The 18,764-nt window shown below is 70.6% G+C and carries 17 protein-coding genes and 1 tRNA gene; 4 read left to right on the top strand and 14 right to left on the bottom strand.

Annotation, left to right across the window (positions count from 1 at the left end):
- Positions 1–17: 17 nt before the first annotated feature.
- Positions 18–1,196 carry an aminotransferase class V-fold PLP-dependent enzyme gene (locus tag QO011_RS35675; RefSeq protein ID WP_307283222.1) on the bottom strand — a complete coding sequence of 393 codons (1,179 nt, stop codon included), beginning with the start codon at positions 1,194–1,196 and terminating at the stop codon, positions 18–20.
- A gap of 337 nt (positions 1,197–1,533) precedes the next feature.
- Here QO011_RS35675 and QO011_RS35670 point away from each other — a divergent pair, with 337 nt between their 5' ends.
- The 3 genes from QO011_RS35670 (at position 1,534) to QO011_RS35660 (ending at position 3,942) form a co-directional block, all read left to right on the top strand.
- Positions 1,534–1,683 (top strand): hypothetical protein, encoded by a 150-nt coding sequence (locus QO011_RS35670; RefSeq protein WP_307283219.1) that lies wholly within the window; start codon positions 1,534–1,536, stop codon positions 1,681–1,683.
- Positions 1,684–1,814: 131 nt separating this feature from the next.
- On the top strand, positions 1,815–2,984 hold the full coding sequence (locus tag QO011_RS35665; RefSeq protein WP_307283216.1) for a hypothetical protein: 1,170 nt from the start codon (positions 1,815–1,817) through the stop codon (positions 2,982–2,984).
- Position 2,985: 1 nt separating this feature from the next.
- Complete coding sequence (locus QO011_RS35660; RefSeq protein WP_307283213.1) at positions 2,986–3,942, top strand: hypothetical protein; 957 nt, start codon at positions 2,986–2,988, stop codon at positions 3,940–3,942.
- Between the two features lie 20 nt (positions 3,943–3,962).
- On the opposite strand, the gene QO011_RS35655 is transcribed toward QO011_RS35660, so the two are convergent.
- The 12 genes from QO011_RS35655 to QO011_RS35600 form a co-directional block, all read right to left on the bottom strand.
- Positions 3,963–4,646: an RraA family protein gene (locus QO011_RS35655; RefSeq protein WP_307283210.1), complete on the bottom strand. Its 684-nt coding sequence runs from the start codon at positions 4,644–4,646 to the stop codon at positions 3,963–3,965.
- Positions 4,643–6,457: a CoA-transferase gene (locus tag QO011_RS35650; RefSeq protein ID WP_307283206.1), complete on the bottom strand. Its 1,815-nt coding sequence runs from the start codon at positions 6,455–6,457 to the stop codon at positions 4,643–4,645. Before QO011_RS35650 ends, QO011_RS35655 begins: the two co-directional genes overlap by 4 nt.
- A gap of 329 nt (positions 6,458–6,786) precedes the next feature.
- Entirely contained in the window at positions 6,787–7,818 is a 1,032-nt protein-coding gene (locus QO011_RS35645) for an aldose epimerase family protein (protein WP_307283203.1), read from the bottom strand.
- Positions 7,815–8,615, bottom strand: a complete 801-nt coding sequence (locus QO011_RS35640; protein WP_307283200.1) for an enoyl-CoA hydratase/isomerase family protein — start codon at positions 8,613–8,615, stop codon at positions 7,815–7,817. The genes QO011_RS35645 and QO011_RS35640 overlap by 4 nt, the downstream gene beginning before the upstream one ends.
- A complete protein-coding gene (locus QO011_RS35635; protein ID WP_307283198.1) occupies positions 8,615–9,820 on the bottom strand; it encodes a CaiB/BaiF CoA transferase family protein in 1,206 nt (401 codons plus the stop codon). Before QO011_RS35635 ends, QO011_RS35640 begins: the two co-directional genes overlap by 1 nt.
- Positions 9,821–9,859: 39 nt before the next feature.
- On the bottom strand, positions 9,860–10,645 hold the full coding sequence (locus tag QO011_RS35630) for an SDR family NAD(P)-dependent oxidoreductase (RefSeq protein WP_307283196.1): 786 nt from the start codon (positions 10,643–10,645) through the stop codon (positions 9,860–9,862).
- 32 nt (positions 10,646–10,677) lie between these two features.
- On the bottom strand, positions 10,678–11,664 hold the full coding sequence (locus QO011_RS35625; RefSeq protein WP_307283193.1) for an ABC transporter permease: 987 nt from the start codon (positions 11,662–11,664) through the stop codon (positions 10,678–10,680).
- A 198-nt stretch (positions 11,665–11,862) separates the two neighbouring features.
- Positions 11,863–13,371: a sugar ABC transporter ATP-binding protein gene (locus QO011_RS35620; protein ID WP_307283191.1), complete on the bottom strand. Its 1,509-nt coding sequence runs from the start codon at positions 13,369–13,371 to the stop codon at positions 11,863–11,865.
- Complete coding sequence (locus QO011_RS35615; RefSeq protein WP_307283188.1) at positions 13,361–14,347, bottom strand: ABC transporter permease; 987 nt, start codon at positions 14,345–14,347, stop codon at positions 13,361–13,363. Before QO011_RS35615 ends, QO011_RS35620 begins: the two co-directional genes overlap by 11 nt.
- 352 nt (positions 14,348–14,699) lie before the next feature.
- On the bottom strand, positions 14,700–15,737 hold the full coding sequence (locus tag QO011_RS35610; RefSeq protein ID WP_307283186.1) for a sugar ABC transporter substrate-binding protein: 1,038 nt from the start codon (positions 15,735–15,737) through the stop codon (positions 14,700–14,702).
- 44 nt (positions 15,738–15,781) lie between these two features.
- Complete coding sequence (locus QO011_RS35605) at positions 15,782–16,633, bottom strand: IclR family transcriptional regulator (protein ID WP_307283183.1); 852 nt, start codon at positions 16,631–16,633, stop codon at positions 15,782–15,784.
- Entirely contained in the window at positions 16,630–17,784 is a 1,155-nt protein-coding gene (locus QO011_RS35600; RefSeq protein WP_307283179.1) for an extracellular solute-binding protein, read from the bottom strand. The genes QO011_RS35605 and QO011_RS35600 overlap by 4 nt, the downstream gene beginning before the upstream one ends.
- A 429-nt stretch (positions 17,785–18,213) precedes the next feature.
- On the opposite strand from QO011_RS35600, the gene QO011_RS35595 reads away from it, so the two are divergent.
- Positions 18,214–18,303: transfer RNA gene (locus QO011_RS35595), tRNA-Ser, on the top strand.
- 158 nt (positions 18,304–18,461) lie between these two features.
- On the opposite strand, the gene QO011_RS35590 is transcribed toward QO011_RS35595, so the two are convergent.
- Positions 18,462–18,761, bottom strand: a complete 300-nt coding sequence (locus QO011_RS35590) for a helix-turn-helix domain-containing protein (RefSeq protein ID WP_307283176.1) — start codon at positions 18,759–18,761, stop codon at positions 18,462–18,464.
- Between the last annotated feature and the right edge of the window lie 3 nt (positions 18,762–18,764).

Genomic DNA, 18,764 nt, shown 5'->3' with positions numbered 1-18,764 from the left:
GGGATCGCCCCGCCGGCTCAGCCGGCGATCGTCCGCACCGCGTCCACCACCGCCTCGATCTCCTCCTCGCTGTTGTAGCAGTGCGGCGAGGCGCGCACGAGCGTCGGCAGATGGCGGGCCATGGCATCGAGCAGCGTGCTCGACGGCTTGGAGGTGCTGACATTGATGCCCGCGGCGGCGAGGCTTCCCTTGATCTTCTCGGCGGCGACGCCGCCGACGGAGAACGAGACGATGGCGGCGGGACGAGGCCCGAGATCGAGCAGGGTGACGCCGGCGACGGCGCCGAGGCCCTGCCGCAGCCGCTCCGCCAGGCTGCGGCAGCGCGCCTCGATCGCCTCCAGGCCGATGTCGAGGGCATAGTCGACCGCGACGCCGAGGCCGAGGCGGGCGGCATAATTGTTCTCCCAGGTCTCGAAGCGCCGCGCGTCGGGCCTGAGCTCGTAGCGGTCGGCGGCGACCCAGGGCGCGGCGAAATGATCGATCATCGGCGGCTCCAGCCGGTGCAGCAGCTCGCGGCGGACATAGAGGAAGCCGGTGCCGCGCGGCCCGCGCAGGAACTTGCGGCCGGTGGCCGAGAGCATGTCGCAGCCGAGGGCCGCGACGTCGACCGGCATCTGGCCGACCGCCTGGCAGGCGTCGAGGAGATAGGGGATGGCGTGGGCGCGGGCGATGCGGCCGACCGCGGCGGCCGGGTTGACCAGGCCGCCATTGGTCGGCACCCAGGTGATGGCGATCAGCCTGACCCGGTCGTCGATCATCCGCTCCAGGGCTTCGGGGTCGAGCACGCCGTCGGCATCGTCCGGGATCACCTCGACGACGGCGCCGGTGCGCCGGGCGACCTGCAGGAAGGCGACATAGTTCGCGGCATATTCGGCCCGCGCGGTCAGGATGCGGTCGCCGGGGCGGAAGACCTGGGCGTAGAAGGCCATCTGCCAGGCGACGGTGGCGTTCTCGGTGAGGGCGATCTCGTCGCGCGCCGCTCCGATCAGCCGGGCGAGGCTGTCATAGACGCCGTCGAGCTGCGGCGCCGCCTCGTTCGCCGCCTCGTAGCCGCCGATATCCGCCTCGCGCTGGAGATAGCCGGTCATCGCCTGCAGCACCGGCCGCGGCATCAAGCCGGCGCCGGCATTGTCGAGGTGGATGCGATGGGCGGTGCCCGGCGTTTCGGCGCGCAGGCGCACGAGGTCGATGGTCATGGGCGAAGGGGTTCCGCGTCGGACGGCCAAGCAGAATCTCAAAGTGTTAGCAGAGCTTCACGGATCGGAGTCGTGTTCCGATCCGTGAAGCTCTGCTTGGGACGTAGCACGTCCGGGCCCAGTCGCCGAGATGTAGCAGCGGATGGCGCGCGTCCTGCGAGGCCGCGACACCAGCGAGCTGGCGGAGTTCCGGCGGGAACAGGTCGTCTCCGCCAAGCGACACCGACGTTGCGTCATGCCCGTGAGGAGAGCATAGTTCGGCGATCCAGTGACCTGATGGCTTCTGCGTCCCCGTCAACAGCGCGTCCCCAGCGCCGCGTGACCGTGGAGGATCGGCATGGACTTCATCGAGCGTTGGTTCGGCGTGTCGCCCGACGGGGGCGATGGTTCCACGGAGCTGCTGTACATCGTCGTCATCGCGGCCGTGCTGGCGCTGATCGTGTTTCGCCGCAGCATCGCGAAACGCCTGCGAAAACCGCCGTCCTGACCCCGGCCGCAAACGGGGCCGATCCAGGAGACGTGCCGACGGACGCCCGGCGCGGCGATCCGCCCTCAGGCTCGGCCTTGCCCCTGTCCTGCGCGCCGGCCGGCCTGCCCGAAGGCAGAGGAGGAGGAGCGATGGCGTGCTGCGGCGGAAGCTCCAGCCAGGCCCGGCGTCCCGGCAAATGGCCGGGATGCGTGCTGTGCCGTATCTTCCACATCCTCGCGGACGAGCCCAAGACGCCGGAGGGCGATCCCTGCGTCGTCATCCCCGGCCATATCGTGCGCAAGCCAGACCCCTGCATCTACGACCAGTTCCTGCTGATGCAGCTGGGCCAGCCCGTCACCTGGGACAATCCCGACGTCCGGATCTTCCTGGGCGGTATCGAGCAATACACCTACGATCTCACCGCCGGCGTCGAATATGACGTCGAGATCACCGTCCACAACGCCTCGCGCGACAAGCCGGCCGACGGCACCGCGGTCGCGGTCCGCTGGATCGAGTTCGGCGCCGGCGGCCAGATCCGCCACCCCGTGGCCACGCTCGCCGCCGACGTGCCGGTCTGGCCGGGAACGGCGACCGTCGCCACGACATGGCGCACGCCAGATGTGCCGGGCCATTATTGCATCGAGATCGAGCTGTCCCATCCCAACGACGGCAACCCTTCCAACAATCTGGGCTGGAACAACACCCAGGTCTACGCCGCCCATTCGCCCGTGGACCGCCCCATCCGCATCTTCAATCGCACGCCCGGTGCCTGCCCGGCGGTGAAGGAAGGCGGCGGACCATGGCTGCGGCCGCATCGCGTCTTCCTGGGCTGGGGCGTGCTGGGCGCCACGGCCTCGCCGATGCTGCACCATTCGCTGCTGCACGACATGGCGGCGGCGCCGCGCTTCCTCCTCCTCATGCTCGCCGGCTATGTCCTGATGTCCCTTGCCGGCCTTGCGGCGGAGGCCGCCTATGCCGCGATGCTCCGCGCCCGCAATGCGCAGCGCGGCCAGGACCCGCGCAAGGACAGGACCGACTGCCACCTCGTGCAGATCGCCGTCGACTCCTACGAATATGACGATGCCAGCGGCAAGGCATTCGACCCTGCCGTGGTGTTCAAGGGCAAGGCGCCGACCTGGCCGGCCACGGTGACGCCGTCGAGCTTCGTCTTCCAGCCCGGCGAGGCGTTCCGCGACGTCGTTCTGCACGTCGACGCGCCGGATGGGCCGGGGCCGGCAGGCCATTTCAACGTCACCGCCTGGCAGGGCGGCGTGCCGAGCGGCGGCGTCACCGTGACGATCACCACGGGAGGGCCGTGACATGGCCGGCTGTTCAGTCAACCTCGCCGGACCGGGCAATGCCGATGCGGGTGAGGGCCGCGTGCTCGGCTGGGTGTTCGGCGGCGCGGCCCTGGTCGCGCTCCTGACCTTCCTGGAGGCGGCCGGCATCGCCGGCCTTGCCGGCGGCGCCTTCGCCATCGTCGCCGCCGCCATCCTGGTCGGGGCTCTGGCCGGCGCGGTGCTCGGCTTCTTCATCGGCTGGGCCGTCAACTGGTTCGACCGCCTCTTTGTCCAGGACCCGAGCACCATCACCCTGTCGGGGTGCGTGCTCTGCGCCGGCAAGAATTCCGGCATCCCGCCCTTCCACGACAATGACTGGACCTTCAACCTGGGCGGACCGTCGCTGGCGCTGCTCAGCCCGATCCAGGCGGGCCTCGACGTCGAGGAGATCCGCACCCGCGACGCGCCCGGTGGCGGCCCCGCCGAGGCGACCGTCGATCCCGCCACCGGCCTGCAGGCCCTGCACTGCGAGATCGGTTCGCATATCGGCGACTATGCTGCGATCGGCGGCGCCGTCGGCTCGGTGGCGGGCGCCATCGCCGGCGCGCTGGCCGGCGCCGCGATCTGCGTCGCGCTCGGCCTTGCGACCTTCGGCATCGGCGCGGCGCTCTGCCTGCTGATCCTGGCCACGGCTCTCCTGGTCGGCGCCGCCGTCGGCGGCATCGCCGGCGACGCGATCGGCGGCGTCGCCGGCTGGGTCGCCGACCAGATCGACGATCTCGACGAGAGGGGCGAAGCGGTCACTCGCGGCTGCATCATGACCTTCACCGGCCGCTGGGTCACGGATTCGAGCCACCAGCACAACGAGATCCACGACATCGCCAGCGCCCAGCTGGTCGAGTGCAACGATTGCCAGGACGACAAGACCGGCTCGTCGACGAGCGGCCTGATCGCCGCCGTCGGCATCGGCCGGCACCCGACCGGGCGCGATCCTTGAACCCGGTGTCCCGCCGGCGCCTACATCACGCCGGTCGTGTCGAAAATATCCTGGGTGCGCCCGCCCTGCTCGATCATGCCGCGCACGTCCTGCTCGCTCGCCGCCTTCTTCAGCGCCGCGTCGATGATGGCGCCGACATGCGCCGCCGGCACGGTGAGCACGCCGTCGACATCGCCGACGATCAGGTCGCCGGGGCTCACCCGGCAGCCATTGGCGAATTCGATGGGGCAGCGATAGTCGACCACCCGCCCGCGCAGGCGCTGGTCCTGGGCATAGCCGCCGGTGGAGAACACGGGAAAGCCGAGGGCGAGGATCTCGCGGGTGTCGCGGTGGAAGCCGCCGAGCACGGCGCCGACCGCGCCAAGGGTCTTGGCGCGGGTGCTCATCAGCCCGCCCCACAGGGCATAGCGGGGCGAGGCGCCGGTGCAGATATAGACATCGCCCGGCGCGAGCTCGTCCAGCGCCCGCAGCATCAGGCCGAACGGCTCGGCCCGGCCGAGATGGCCGACCGCATCGCCGGCGCAGTCGGCCTGCAGCACCGGCATGGCCCGGCCCACCAGCACCGTCTCCGCCCTGAGCGGCCGGATCTCCGGCGGCAGGAACTGGCGCGTCAGGCCGGCCGCATCCATGACGTCGCCGATGACGGCGGTGAACAGCTTCTCGCGCACGAGGGTGAAGAGGATCCGGTCCTTGTCGATGGTCATGGCGGGCTCCCGTCCTGCCGATCCCGAGCGCCGTCCGGCGCCCTCATGCGCTGCCGCGCGATGCATTCGTCCACCGCCTGCCGGTCCGCCGCGAGGATCTCGGCGATCAGCGCGCCGCGCTCCCGGGCGCTGACGAATTCCAGCCGCCGGAGGCCGAGCGGGTCGATGCGCCGGCGCAGCATGTCGAGCGCCTCCGGCTTCGGCGGCGGCACGATACTGCAATGGGGATCGAAGGCCACGGGAAAGCCGGTGGCCTCGACGATGCGCTCGCGCGTCACGCCCGGCATCGTCGACAGGACGATCAGCTCGCACGTCGCCGGGTCCAGGCGGAACACGCAGAGATCCGTGAGCACCGCCGCATGGCCCGTGCGGTAGCCGTGCGGCCAGCGCTCCGCCGGCGTGAGCAGGCCGCGGGCCGAGCTCGCCACCGTCACCCGCTCGACCAGGGAGAGCGGCGAATGGCGCGGCACGTAGAGGATGTAGTCGCGGTGCATGTTGGCGACGTCGGCCATGCCGCCCTGCCCCGGCAGGCGCACCGTGCCGCCGCCGGGCTTCACCAGCTCCAGCGTGTTGGCTCGCCCCAGCCGGTCGACCTGCGCCGCCGCCACGATCTCGTGCGTCACGGCGCCGGCCTGGTAATAGGTGGAGTAGGTGTCGTCGCCGCCGGCATGGGCGGCGGCGGTCTCCCCGTCCAGCGTCTCGATCAGCGACAGCAGCATCGGGCTGGGCGCGATGTCGAGATGGCCGCAGCTCATGGTGGCGATGATCATGTCGGGCGCATGCGTCGCCTTGGCCAGGCGATAGGCGACGTTGGCGAGCGGCGACACCGCCCCGGCGCTGGCGACGCTGTCATCACCAAGCAGCCCGGCGAGCGACACGGCCATGATCTCGTCGACCGAGGGCGAGCCGCCCTCCGGGTGCACCGCCGGCGCGGCGAGCGCGGCAACGGTCGCGGCCGTCACGCCGGCGGCCTGCCGCAGGTGCTGCGGCACGCCCGTTTCCGGCGGCGCGAAGGCCGCCTCGAGCCGCGTATCCGGCGCCGCGAAGGCCGCGGCCAGCGCCGCATAGTCCGTGACGTAGAACGGCAGGCAGGAGGCCGGCCAGGCGCCCCCCGGCACGCAGGCGATGGCGCTCACCTGGTTGCGCGTCAGCACGCTCTGGCGCCCGGCGGCGGCCAGCACCCCCACCGGCACGATCTCCTCCACCGTGACCAGCACCCGCCGCGCGGCGCCGACCATGGCGAGGTCGAGGGCGCGTGGGCCGAGGATCTGGACATTGCCGCTCGCGTCGGCGCGCTGGGCGTGCAGCACCACCGTGTCGAGCCGCAGCGCCGGCGCCGCGCCGACGGGATCGCCGGTGATCGGATCGACCGCCAGCCGCGCGCCGGGAATGCGCGCGGCCATGTCCGAGCCCTCGGGCAGCTGGAACGGCAGGCTCGGCAGGTTCTGCTGGGCCGCGCGCAGGGCCTGGATCATGGCAAGCGCCGTCCAGTCGCGCACCGGCACCGCGCCGGTCTCGGCCGCCCGGCGAAAGCGCGGCGGCAGGCCGAAAATGTCGAGGCTGGAGAAGCAGATGTCGATCTCGGCCACCGCCCCGGCCTCGAGCAGCAGCTCCAGCGGCAGCCCGCCGGCCCAGGAGACGTAGTGGAGATCCAGTGTCCCGCGCCGGGCGATGGCGCGCAGCAGCGCCAGCGGCAGCCGGGCGAAATGATGGCCGCCGACGCCGAACGCATCCCCCTCCCCGGCCATCGCGGCCAGGCCGTCGAGATCGGTGAAGACGGGGCGGTTCGGCTTGGCGAGGCTGGAGGGCATGGCCTAGGGCGTGTGGACACTTATGGTTTGGAGCAGGATGAGGTCAAAAATGGCCCCATGGGAGGAGCGTTGCGCAGGCGATACCAGGGGTATCGACCAGCGACGCGACGCTGCAGGGGGCCATTTTTCACCTCACCGCGAAGCGGCGCGGCGATTTTGGCCGATGAGCGCGTCGCGTCAGGAACAAGCCGCAAAGCGGCTTGTGTCCGACGTAGCAAGCCATGAGGCTTGCGTCCTCGGCGCAAGCCGCAAAGCGGCTTGTCGCCTGCGCTCCTTCTCCTCGGCCAAAATCGCTCGCGTCCTGCCCAAACCATAAGTGTCCACACGCCCTAGATCGGCTCGGCTTCGATGCGGTAGCGCGTCACGAAATTCGGGTTGAGCTCGAAATCCCGCGCCGTCGGCACGCCTGCCCGGGCCAGGGGATTGTCGCCGGCGGCCGTGGCCGGACCGAGGCCGAAGGGCGAGCACACCGGCTCGATGCCCAGCGCCACGTGCCGGCCGTTCCAGGGCGCCTGGCGGCGGCCGCGATTGCTGATCCACAGGAGCAGGCTGGGGAAATGCTCCTTCTGCCAGGTGAGGCGGACCCGGTAGCCCTCGGACTGGTTGGCGAGCGCCGCCGTGCCGGCCAGCCCCTCGATCTGCAGAAGCTCCTCGACGTCCCCGGCCAGCGGCAGGCGCGAGGCGTCCACCGCGGAGCCGCTCCGACCCGGCACGGCGGCAAGGTCGGCGAAGCGCGTGTCGCTGGCGAAGATCGCCGCCCCGGGCTCCAGCGTGCCGGGATAGGTGCGCCCCTCGGCGAAGCGGCCGAGCTCGAGCCGCGCTGCGCCGGGCGCGGCCGGCAGGCGGAACACCGGATGCAGGCCGATCGGCATGCGGCAGCGCCGGCGCACCAGGATCTTCAGCTCGACGTCGACCGCCGGCGCCTGGGGGTCGGGCGTGATGATGCGCTCGAGCCGGCGGACCGGGCTCGGCATGGGATAGTTGACGAAGAGGTGCAGCGAGCGCCCGTCCGTCGCCTGCCATTGCCAGTCGTGGTTCGAGCAATAGCCGTGCACCGCCTCGCCTGGGTCGGCGGGCCTCGCCGCCTTGGCCCAGTCCGGCGGCATGCCGTCCATCGGCACGGTGTAGCCGAAGGGCACGCCCGGCCAGTCGCCGCGCAGCCGGCGCAGGATGCCCGGCAGCGCCTCGGTGCCGCGTTCGCCCGCCCAGGGCGCGACATGCATCGGCGAGACCTGGCGGCCGCCCGGCAGGAGGAAGGTGATGGGCGCCAGCATCGCCCCGAGCCGCTGCACGGTCAGCGCACCGTGCGCCCAGCCGAGGCCCCGATAATCCTCGCCTACCCCGACGGTCGTGCCGCTCATGCCATTCCCTTCCCCGCCTTGGCCGCGATCCGCGCGGCGCTCCTCGCCGCAAAGTCGCGCACCCGCTTCTGGCCGGCGTCGCTGCGGTAGAGGTCGGCGAGGATAGCACGCTCCAAAGTGAGTCCCTGGTCGAGGTCGCCCGCCAGCGCCGCCGCGGTCAGCCGCTTCAGGCCCTCGATGGCGGCGGGCGGCTCGGCGGCGATCGCCTCGGCGAGGGCGAGGGCCCGCGGCATCAGCGCCTCCGGCTCGACCACCTCGTTGACCAGGCCCGCTGCGACGAACTCGGCCGCCGGCAGGATGGCGCCGGTCATCAGCAGGAGGTTGGCGCGGTTGCGGCCGAGCTTGGCGACGCTGCGCTGCGTGCCGCCGCCGCCCGGCACGAGGCCGAGCTTGATCTCGGGCAGGCCGAATCTCGCGAGGGTCGAGGCGACGACGATGTCGCAGCACAGCACCAGCTCCATGCCCCCGCCCAGGGCGAAGCCGTTGACCGCGGCGATGACCGGCTTGGCATTGTCCTCGATCGCCGCATACATGCGCGTCCCGGCGGCCTGGAAGCGGTCGAAGTCCTCGCCGGTCTGCGCCGCGTATTCCTTGATGTCCGCGCCGGCCATGAAGCCGCGGCCCTCGCCGGTGACGACGACGGCGCCGACGCCCTCGTCCTGCGACAGCGCCTCGAAGGCGGCGGTGATCTCGCCCTGCATGCGCCGGTTCATGGCGTTGAGCTGGTCGGGCCGCCGGAAGGTGACGACCGCGACGCGGCCGGAACGCTCGACGGTGAGGGTCTCGTAGCGCTGCATCACGCCTCCTCGACCGTCATGTCGCCGGCCGCTTCCAGCGCTTCGATCTCGGCGGCGGGCACGCCATAGTGCGCCAGGATCTCGCGGCCGTGCTGGCCGACCAGCGGTGCCGGCCGGTCGATGCTCGCCGGCGTCTCGCTCATCCTGACCGCCGGGGCGACGACGCGCACGGTGCCGGCCTTGGGATGCTCGTAGCTGGCGATCATGCCCATGTGGATGACCTGCGGATCCTCCGCCGCGCGGCGGATGTCCTTCACCTCGGCGCACCAGATGTCGGCGCCGAGCAGGCGGGCGAGGAGGTCCTGCGTGCCGAACCGGCGGGTCTCGGCATTGACCTTCTCCCAGACCTCGTCGCGCTTGTCGAACAGGGTGGCGAGGTCGTCATAGGGCGCCAGATGCGGCGCCTCCAGGACCTCGTACAGCGTCCGGAACGGGCTCATGGCGATCGAGACATGGCCGCCGTCCGCGGCCTCGTAGATGCCGAACGGCGCCTGCATGCCGGGATGGCCGATGCCGGAGCGCGGCCGGACGAAGTCCTCGCCGAGATTGAGCACCGCCACATATTCCTGGTTGAGATGCGCCAGCATGCCGGCGAGGAGGTTCACCTCGATCTTCTGGCCCCGGCCGGTGCGCTCGCGGGCGTAGAGGGCGGAGAGGATGCCGTAGACCATGTTCATGGCGCCGATCTGGTCGGCGAGCCCGGCGCCCGCCGGCACCGGCGGCTGGTCGCCGCGCCCCGTGTTGGCGATCAGGCCGGCGAGGCCCTGGATCAGCATGTCCTGGCCCGGCCGGTCGACATAGGGCCCGTCCTCGCCATAGCCGGAGCCCGAGCAATAGATGATGCGCGGATTGACGGCGCGGAAATCCTCGTAGCCATAGCCGAGCCGCGCCAGCACGCCGGGCCGGAAGTTCTGCACCACCACGTCGGCGGTCCTGGCCATCGCCATGATGATGGCGTGCACCTTGCGGCTCTTGAGGTTGAGGGCGATGGAGCGCTTGTTACGGTTCCAGGCCAGGAAGTTGGGGCTCTGCGAGCCGCCGACCCATTTGGCGAAGAAGGTCATGCCGCGGAACATGTCGCCGGCGCCGGCCCGCTCGATCTTGATCACGTCGGCGCCCATGTCGCCGAGCAGCTGGGTGGCGAACGGCCCCTGCAGGAGATGGCTGAAGTCGAGGATGGTGACGCCTTCGAGGGCCTTGGTCATGACGGTCTCACGAGATCACTGGGGAAGGAGCGGCCCGGCTCACAGCAGGTCGGGCACATAGCGCGGCGCCGCGGTCAGGCCGCCGTCGACGCGCAGGTCGATGCCGGTGGTGAAGCCGGCCGCATCGCTGGCGAGGTAGACTGCCGCCTCCGCCACCTCGGCCGGCTCGCCGATCCGGCCGATCGGATGCATGGTCACCCAGGCCTGCATCAGCTTGCCGCCGAGCTCGGCCACCAGCTTGTCGTTCATCGGCGTGTTGATGGTGCCGGGCGAGATCGAGTTGACGCGCACGCCATGCCGGCCGAACTCCACCGCCATCTGCCGGGTCATCGCCATCACCGCGCCCTTGGCCCCGGCATAGGCGGTCCAGCCGTCGAGGCCGACATGGCCCTGGGCCGAAGCCATGTTGATGATCGAGCCCGCCCTCCGCGCGATCATGTGCGGCAGGGCGTGCTTGCAGCCGCGGAACACGCTGGTGAGGTTGACCGCAATCAGGCGGTGCCATTGCTCGTCGGTCATCTCCGTCACCGGCATGCCGCCGATGGCGATCGCGGCATTGTTGACCAGCACGTCGAGGCGCCCGGTCGCCGCCATTGCCGCGGCGATCAGGGCTGATATGTCGGCATCGCTGGTGACGTCGCAATGCACGTAGGTTGCGGCGAGCCCGGCCTGCCTCAGCGCAGCCACCACGGCCTCGCCCTTGGCGTCGGCGATGTCGGCGACGAAGACATGCGCGCCCTCGCGGGCCATGGCCCCGGCGATGGCGTGGCCGATGCCCTCGGCGGCGCCGGTGATCACGGCGGTCTTGCCTTGCAGGCGTCCCATGGTGTCCTTCTCCCCGGCCGCGCCGCGGCCTCTCACGATCCCAGGCGCCGGCGCCGCTTCATCTCGTCGAAGGCGACGGCAGCGACGATGATGACGCCGGTGATCACCAGTTGCCACTCCGTCGGCAGGTTCATGCCGCGCAGGCCGTTCGACAGGAACTGCAGGATCAGCACGCCGAGCGCCATGCCGCCGAGGCTGCCGATGCCCCCCGCCAGGCTCACCCCGCCGAGCACGGTGGCGGCCACCACCTGGAACTCGAAATTCATGCCGGCGGTGTGCTGCGCCGAGCCGACGAAGGCGGCGAGGATCACGCCGGACACCGTGGCCAGCAGCGCGCTGATCAGGAAGCAGGCGAATTTCACCCGCCGGACGTCGTAGCCGGCAAGCCGCGCCACCTCCGGATTGCCGCCGACGGCATAGACCTGCCGGCCGAAGGGGCGGTGGCGCATGACATAGGCGAAGACGGCGAGCAGGATCAGCGCGATGACCGCGGCATAGGGGATGGTGTCGAACAGGCGGCCGTCGCTGAGGGCGATGAAGCTGTCGAGCTGGGCATCGTCCGGGATCGCCCGCTGGCCGGTGTAGAGATAGACGCCGCCGCGCAGGATGAACATGGTGCCGAGCGTGACGATCAGCGAGTTGATGCCGGCATAGGCGGCGAGCCAGCCGTTCACCGCCCCGATGGCGAGGCCGAGCGCCAGGGCCCCGGCGAGGCCCAGCGCCAGCGAGTTGGTGGCGTTCATGATGGTGATCAGCGGCAGGGCGATCGCCGCCACCAGCGAGCCGATCGAGATGTCGACCTCGCCGCCGATGAAGACGATGGCGCAGCCGATGCCGGCGATCAGCGCCAGCGAGGCCTGGCCGAGCACGTTGGTGACGTTGCGAACGCTGAGGAAATTCTCCGCCGTGACGGAGAAGAAGGCCATGACGGCGAGGAGGCAGATCAGGAGCGCCACCTCCTGGCGCTGCATGAGCCGGGTGAGGAGCGAGGCGGTGGGGTGGGCGGCGGTGGTGGTCATGGGCGGGGCGAGACGCAACGGAGGAGAACGGGGCTCGACGCCTCCGTCTTCCCTCCCCCTTGTGGGGAGGGATATAGGGTGGGGGTCGATGTCATAGGGCACGCGTTGTCCTGATGGACCCCCACCCCTGGCCCCTCCCCACAAGGGGGAGGGGAATGGCTAGCGTCGCGCCGGCCGCATTCGGTCCGTGCACCCATCTCAACCAATCGCGGCATTGAGGATCCTCTCCTGGGTCGCCTCGTCCCGCGCGAAAGTGGCGGTAATCCGCCCCCCGGCCATCACCGCGATGCGGTCCGACAGCCCGAGCAGCTCCGGCATTTCCGAGGTCATCATCACCACCGCCAGCCCCTCCCCGGCCAGCCGGTCGATGAGCGCGAAGATCTCGGCCTTGGCGCCGACGTCGATGCCGCGGGTCGGCTCGTCGACCACGATCACCTTGAGCCCGCGCATCAGCCAGCGGGCGAGCAGCACCTTCTGCTGGTTGCCGCCGGACAGGCTCTTGATCGGCTGGCGGAGACTCGGCGTCTTGACGCGGAAGCGGTCGACGAAGGCCTGCACGGCGCCGCGCTCGGCGCCCTCGTCGACGAAGCCGGCGCGGGCGAAGCGCGGCAGGGCGGCGAGGCTCATGTTGCGGGAGACGGCGAGCTCGCCCATCAGGCCCTCGCTCTTGCGGTCCTCGGTGAGCAGGCCGATGCCGAGCCCGACGCCGGTGCTGGTGTCGTGCGGTCGCAGCGGCACGCCGTCCACCCGGATCGTGCCGGCGACGATCGGGTCGTAGCCGACGATCGCCTTGGCGAGCTCGGTGCGCCCCGCCCCCATCAGCCCGAAGAAGCCGAGCACCTCGCCGGCCCGCGCCTCGAAGGAGACGTTCCGGAGCTTGGCCGCCGTCGAGAGCCCCTCGACCGAGAGCGCCGCCCTGCTGCCGGCCGGGCCGCGGGCGCGCGGGAACAGCGTATCGATGCGCCGGCCGATCATGTCCTGGATCAGCGTGTCGTGGGTGTGCTCGCCGATCGGCCGGGTCGAGATGTGCCGGCCGTCGCGCAGCACCGTGACGGTGTCGGCGATCTCGAACACCTCGTCGAGCTTGTGGCTGACATAGACCACGGCGATGCCGAGGCCGGTCAGGCGGCGGATCACCGCGAACAGCAGCGACACCTCGTGCGGGGTGAGCGAGGAGGTCGGCTCGTCCATCACCACCACCCGCGCCTCGTGGGCGAGGGCGCGGGCGATCTCCACCATCTGCTGCTGGCTGACCGGCAGGGAGCCGGTGCGCGCGGCGGGGTCGACATTGAAGCCGATGCGGCGGAACAGGGCGGCGGCCTCGGCCCGCAGCGCCTTCCAGTCGATCGAGCCGGCCCGATTTGTCGGATAGCCCTCCAGGAAGATGTTCTCGGCCACGGTGAACTCGGCGATCAGCGCGATCTCCTGGAACACCACCTTGATGCCCTGGCTGAGGCTGTCGCGCGGGGTGCGGATCTCGGCCTCGCGCCCGTCGATGCGGATCGAGCCGGCGTCCTTGCCGTAGACCCCGGCCATGATCTTGATCAGCGTCGACTTGCCGGCGCCGTTCTCGCCCATCAGGGCATGGACCTTGCCGGGCTCGAGCGTCAGGTCGACGTTCTCCAGCGCCAGCACGCCGGGGAAGCGCTTGCCGATGCCGCGCATCTCCAGGGCGGGCGCGACGGCCTGCAGGGTGTCAGCGGCCATGGCTCTTCGTCCTGAGGATGTCGAGCCAGGTCACCAGGATGATCACCACCCCCGGCACCACCATCTGCAGGTCCTGGTTCCAGCCCAGGATGATGATGCCGTTGTCGATCACCTTCAGCACCAGCACGCCGAGGAGCGTGCCGAACAGCGAGCCGCGCCCGCCGGCAAGGCTGGTGCCGCCGAGGATCACCGCGGCGATCACCGTGAGCTCGAAGCCGCGTCCGGCGGTCGGCTGGCCCGCGTTCATCAGCGAGCACAGGATCAGGCCGGCGACCCCGACGAGCAGGCCGGTGACGACGAAGGCGAAGAGCTTCAGCCGCTCCGCCCGCACGCCCGACAGCCGCACCGCCCTGGCATTGGCGCCGACATAGGTGAGGTAGCGCCCGAGCAGGGTGAAGCGCAGGGCCACCGCCGCCACGGCGAAGACCGCCGCGGCGATCAGCACCGGGATCGGCAGCGGCCCGACATAGCCGGCGCCGAGCGCGGTGAAGGCGGCGAGCTGGTGATGGTTCTGCACCGCCTCGCGGGTGAAGAGATAGACGCCGCCCTGCAGCATCATCATCGTGCCGATGGTGGCGATCAGCGAGTTGACCCGAAGCCGGGTGACGATCAGCCCGTTGACCAGCCCGACCCCGCCGGCGAAGGCGAGCGCCGCCAGCGTGCCGAGCGCCAGGCTGTGGGTGGCGTTCAGGACAGCCATGGCGACGCAGCCGACGAAGGCGAGCGAGGCGCCGACGGAGAGATCGACCTCGGCGGAGATCACCAGCAGCGTCATGCCCGAGGCGACGATCAGCACCAGGGCGCATTGGCGCAGGATGGCGATGACGTTGGCAGCGGAATGGAACTGCGGCGCCGCCAGCGACACCGCCACGCACAGCACCGCCAGGATGGCGAGCAGCGCCGGCTGGCCCGCACCGTTCACGGCGGCGGCCCATCGGCGTGGCGGTGCGGGCTTGGCGATGTCGCTGGTGGTCATGGCGTCACTCGACGGACGGCGTCGGCCCAGGTGTGAAATGGTCGCAGAGAAAGGCGCGTCATGGCCGGACTTGATCCGGCCATCCACGCGACCACCGCAGGCGTTGGAGGAGCACCCGCCGAGAGGCTGCCCGACACAGCCGCCGTCGCGTTCCCCGCGAAATCGAATTCGATTTCGCTAGGGATGGGCGGATCAAGTCCGCCCATGACGGTTGAGGGTGGGGCCTCCCGCGCCGCGTTCGTGGCTAACCGTCGTCCAAGCCATTCCCGACGATATCGGACGCCACGCAGGACAGCCGCTCTCGTGGCCGTTCGGCGCCGGGTCCTGACGGCTGGGGAGGCCATCTCCGCCCCTACTTCTTCAGGTCGGCCGCGGTCTTCATGCATTTGGCCGGCGGCACCAGCGCGTTGACCGCGTCCCATTTGATCGTCCGCGTGCTGCCGTCGTAATCGTAGAACGTCTTCCAGTCCTCGCCGATCACCGCCGCGGTCGGGCTGACGATGTGCGGGGGCACCTCCTGCTTGTTGAACAGCTTCACCGCCGCGTCGATGGTGGTGTAGCCCTCCTTCTCCGGGAACATCGCCGCCTCGATGCGATAGGACGGCTCCTTCTCGATGGCGTTGATGAAGGCGAGGCCCTCGCCGCCGGTGCCGACCACGAGCAGCCCGTCCTGCGATTTGCCCGCCGCCTTCCAGGCCTGCAGCCCGCCGAGCGAGGAGGAATCGTTGATGCCGTAGATGATGTTGATGTCGCCGTTCTGGGCGAGCGCGGCGGAGGAGACCTCCAGCGCCCGGTCCGGATTGCCGCCGCCGTCGAGGTCGTGGACCATGACGGCGTCCGGCAGCACGGTGTGCATCCCGTCCATGAAGCCCATGGAGCGCAGCTGAGTCGCGGTCAGCAGCTTCAGGCCGACATTCATCACCCGCGCCTTGCCGCCGAGCTTGTCCTTGGCGTAGGCGCCGGCGGCGACCCCGGCGGCATAGCCGGTGTCGTAGTCGCAGATCGCCACCATGGTGGTCATGCCCTTGACCGGGTTGCCCTCCAGCACCACCGGGATGCCGGCCGCCTTGGCCTTGCGCAGCAGCGGCACCACGCCTTCCTCGTTCACCGGCGTGATGATCAGCACGTCGACGCCCTTGGCGATGAAGTCTTCCGCCGCGGCGACCTGCTTGGCGATGTCGAGATTGGCGTCCTGCACCTCGACGTCGATGCCGAGATCCTTGCCGTGCGCCTTCATGCCCTTGATGACGTTCTGGTACCATTCATGCGTGGCGTAGTTGGTGACGTAGCCGATGCGCTTGGGCATCGCGTCGGCCGCGGGCGCCTGGCCCGGCAGCAGCAGCAACCCGGCCAGCGCGGCGGCGGTGCTCAGGAACTTGGTGACAGGCATGGTCGTCCTCCCAGGTGCATCCCTCTTCGGGGATCTTGTCGGCCTCACGCCGGGCCGCCGGGCGCCTCGCCGATGCCGGCGAGGGTCGCCTCGGAGGCGCCGAGCGCGCGCGAGATGTCGAGCGCCGCGGCCCGCGTCGAGGCGAGCACGCTGGCCCGGTCGAAACGGGCATGCTTCTGCGGCAGATAGGGCACCGTCAGGGCGGCGATGGTCTCGCCGCGATGGTCGCGCACCGGCAAGGAGATGTTGGTGCAGCCCTCCACCGCCAGGGAGGGGCGCATCTCGAAGCCGTGCCCGGCGATCGCCTCGAGGCGCGCCGCGATCGCCGGCGGCGTTTCCTCCGCCTCGCCGGCGGCCAGGATCTCGGCCAGCGCCGCCGCGCGCTCGGGCTCCGGCATGGCGCCGAGCAGCACGGCGCCGGAGCTGGTCTCCAGGATCGGGAATTGCGAGCCGAGCGCCACGGAATAGCGCATCGGCAGCGGCGATTCGATCTGCAGCACGATCAGCACGCGCCGGCCGTTCAGCACGGCGAGATGGCAGCTCTGGTCGGTGTCGAGCACGAGGGTGCGCATGACCGGCAGCGCCGCGTCGATCAGCCGGTTGACCGGCGGGTGCATGTGCGCCAGCTCGAACAGCTTCAGGGAGAGGCGGTAGCGGTCGCTGGCCGTGCGCACGAGATAGCCGCGCTTCTCCAGGAGCTGGATGATGCGGTAGATCTCGTGGATCGATCGCCCCAGGCCGAGCGAGATCTCGGTCTGGGTCACGCCGTCGGGGCGGCCGGCCATGAATTCCAGGATGTCGAGCGCCTTCTCCGCTGCCGGCGCCTTGTATTCGGGACGGCCGGCCTCCTCCTCGCGCGGCGGCGCGGCCGGCCTCGCGGGGCGCGAGACGGTCATGGCGCGCTCCCCTGCAGGATCGGCTCGGGCCGGCTGGCGCGGTAGCGCTCCTCGATCCAGTCGGCGAAGGCCTCTGCGCCGATCCGGCCGGCGATGGCCGCCGCAGCCTGGTGCGTCGCCTCGCGGAAGAAACCGATGAAGCCGGGATGGGTCGGCCGGAGCCAGGCGCCCCGGAGCGTCGCCAGCGTGTCGCGGAAGAAGCCCTGCGTCAGGGCGTCCGCCCCGGCGTCGGTCCAGGCGCCGAGCGAGCCGGGCTGGCCGCCGGCCCTGACATAGTCGCCCTTCTGGTAGTCGGGCGAGCAGAGGTAGAGCGCATAGGCCATCGCCTCGCGCGGATGGGACGAGACGGCGCTGACGCCGATGCCGGCGCCGCCGAGGATCGCCCCGCGCGGCGGCGAGGCCGGGATGTCGGCGAAGGCGAGGCGCGGCCCTTCCGACCGCGCGGCATAGGTCACATAGCCGAAGGCGTAGGGCGCGTAGACCACGTCGTCATGGGCGACCATGTGCTCGTAGCAGGCGATCGGGTTCCAGCCCGGCGACAGGGGATGGGCCAGCGCGGCGAGCTCGCGCAGCGCCGCGACGGCGTCCATCACGGCCTCGCGGCCGGGGAAGGCGCCGTCGGCGAGGCCGTCGGCGGCGGCGAGCGTCAGCACCAGGCACATGGCGTCGGTGGGCTTCAGCGGCAGGCCGATCCAGCGCCCGTCGGCGCGCAGGCGCCGCGCCAGGGCCAGGAGCTCGGCGGGGCTCCGCGGCGGCGCGCCATAGGGCGCCAGCAGGTCCGGCCGGTAGGCTGCGACCTGGCAGGCCGCGTCGATCGGCAGCGCCCAGTGCCGGCCCTCGGCCCGGTAGGAGCGCCAGGAGGCGCCGGCGCTGTCGGCGGCGAAGCGCGCGAGCCCCGCCTCGCCCAGCAGCGTGTCGAAGGGAACCATCAGCCCGTCGCGGGCGATGTCGCCGATATAGGGATGGTCGAAGATCACCAGGTCGTAGGCGCGCAACGCCGCTTCGAGATTGCCTTCGCCGAAATCGTGCAGGCTCTGCCGGTCCCAGGCGATGGCGATGCCGGGGTGGGCGGCGCGATAGGGCTCGATGCTGGCTTCGAGCGGTCCCCAGCATCGCCTGTGGTCCCAGGCCAGGCCCCTCAAAGCCACCATCGCGCGTCCATCCCCGACCCTGCCCGGTCTCGCCGAGCTTGCCGGCAGGCTAGACGTATTTTTCAGGAAAGAAAATAGTTTTCTTCTATGCAAATGGCGAACGCACATATGCCGCCGAACGTCACCCTGCGGAGCGGTGAGCCCCACTGGAGCATCGGGCGCGGGCCTCGTCCGGCTCCTCCCGGCGCCACGACATCGGCCGTCCTCGGCGAGCAGCGACGGGACATGGGCCTCGCGCGCCCCGCGTCGCGGCACGCTGCATCGCGCCGCTTCTCGCGTTCGATCAGCCGAGGGGAACAGGGCAACCGCCCTGCCGAGGCGATCCCCCCTGCCCGCCCGGCCACTCGCCCGTGGGCGCTCGGAAAAATTCCCACGACATCGGCCTTGCGCGCCGCCGCGCATGCCTCTATGAACCCGGCGACCTGCTGCGGAGAGGTGGCAGAGTGGTTGAATGCACCGCACTCGAAATGCGGCATAGGGGCAACTCTATCGGGGGTTCGAATCCCTCCCTCTCCGCCACTTCCCTTTGATTTATAGGGGGTTTTCGCCGAAATGACTTTCCTGCGCTAATTCGTGCCCGGAGTTGCAGCCCGCGCAGGACGGCGAGTTCGGGGCCGATCAGGTGGGTGTCAGCATTCACGTCAGACATCGTGGCTCCCCCTCATCGAGCCGCGCGGCTAGGCGAGGTCGTCGACCGTGATGCCAAGCGCCGCCGCGATCTTCTTGAGCGTGCCAACACTCCCCTCCCGGGTGCCGCTCTCGATCTGAGAGAGACAGGCCGCGCTGATACCCGCCAACTCGGCAAGATCGCTCGCGGTGTGGCCGCGATGCTGGCGCCATACGCGGACCTTGTTCTCGCCATCGAGAAGGCGGTCGACCACCTCGGCCGGGATAAGCTCCTCCTCTCCGGCGGCAAGCTTTCGCTCAAATTCCCGCACGGCCTCAGTATCTTCGTGATCTTCGATGGCCTCGCGCATCGC

This window comes from Labrys wisconsinensis (assembly GCF_030814995.1).
GTDB classification, from domain to species: Bacteria; Pseudomonadota; Alphaproteobacteria; order Rhizobiales; family Labraceae; genus Labrys; species Labrys wisconsinensis.
Note: the sequence above shows the minus strand (reverse complement) of the source record. Positions and strands in the feature narration are given on the sequence as shown.

What these genes read in the sequence shown, in the direction of transcription:
- QO011_RS35675 (WP_307283222.1), bottom strand. Translation starts at nt 1,196, where the DNA reads ATGACCATCGACCTCGTGCGCCTGCGCGCCGAAACGCCGGGCACCGCC.
- QO011_RS35670 (WP_307283219.1), top strand. Translation starts at nt 1,534, where the DNA reads ATGGACTTCATCGAGCGTTGGTTCGGCGTGTCGCCCGACGGGGGCGAT.
- QO011_RS35665 (WP_307283216.1), top strand. Translation starts at nt 1,815, where the DNA reads ATGGCGTGCTGCGGCGGAAGCTCCAGCCAGGCCCGGCGTCCCGGCAAA.
- QO011_RS35660 (WP_307283213.1), top strand. Translation starts at nt 2,986, where the DNA reads ATGGCCGGCTGTTCAGTCAACCTCGCCGGACCGGGCAATGCCGATGCG.
- QO011_RS35655 (WP_307283210.1), bottom strand. Translation starts at nt 4,646, where the DNA reads ATGACCATCGACAAGGACCGGATCCTCTTCACCCTCGTGCGCGAGAAG.
- QO011_RS35650 (WP_307283206.1), bottom strand. Translation starts at nt 6,457, where the DNA reads ATGCCCTCCAGCCTCGCCAAGCCGAACCGCCCCGTCTTCACCGATCTC.
- QO011_RS35645 (WP_307283203.1), bottom strand. Translation starts at nt 7,818, where the DNA reads ATGAGCGGCACGACCGTCGGGGTAGGCGAGGATTATCGGGGCCTCGGC.
- QO011_RS35640 (WP_307283200.1), bottom strand. Translation starts at nt 8,615, where the DNA reads ATGCAGCGCTACGAGACCCTCACCGTCGAGCGTTCCGGCCGCGTCGCG.
- QO011_RS35635 (WP_307283198.1), bottom strand. Translation starts at nt 9,820, where the DNA reads ATGACCAAGGCCCTCGAAGGCGTCACCATCCTCGACTTCAGCCATCTC.
- QO011_RS35630 (WP_307283196.1), bottom strand. Translation starts at nt 10,645, where the DNA reads ATGGGACGCCTGCAAGGCAAGACCGCCGTGATCACCGGCGCCGCCGAG.
- QO011_RS35625 (WP_307283193.1), bottom strand. Translation starts at nt 11,664, where the DNA reads ATGACCACCACCGCCGCCCACCCCACCGCCTCGCTCCTCACCCGGCTC.
- QO011_RS35620 (WP_307283191.1), bottom strand. Translation starts at nt 13,371, where the DNA reads ATGGCCGCTGACACCCTGCAGGCCGTCGCGCCCGCCCTGGAGATGCGC.
- QO011_RS35615 (WP_307283188.1), bottom strand. Translation starts at nt 14,347, where the DNA reads ATGACCACCAGCGACATCGCCAAGCCCGCACCGCCACGCCGATGGGCC.
- QO011_RS35610 (WP_307283186.1), bottom strand. Translation starts at nt 15,737, where the DNA reads ATGCCTGTCACCAAGTTCCTGAGCACCGCCGCCGCGCTGGCCGGGTTG.
- QO011_RS35605 (WP_307283183.1), bottom strand. Translation starts at nt 16,633, where the DNA reads ATGACCGTCTCGCGCCCCGCGAGGCCGGCCGCGCCGCCGCGCGAGGAG.
- QO011_RS35600 (WP_307283179.1), bottom strand. Translation starts at nt 17,784, where the DNA reads ATGGTGGCTTTGAGGGGCCTGGCCTGGGACCACAGGCGATGCTGGGGA.
- QO011_RS35590 (WP_307283176.1), bottom strand. Translation starts at nt 18,761, where the DNA reads ATGCGCGAGGCCATCGAAGATCACGAAGATACTGAGGCCGTGCGGGAA.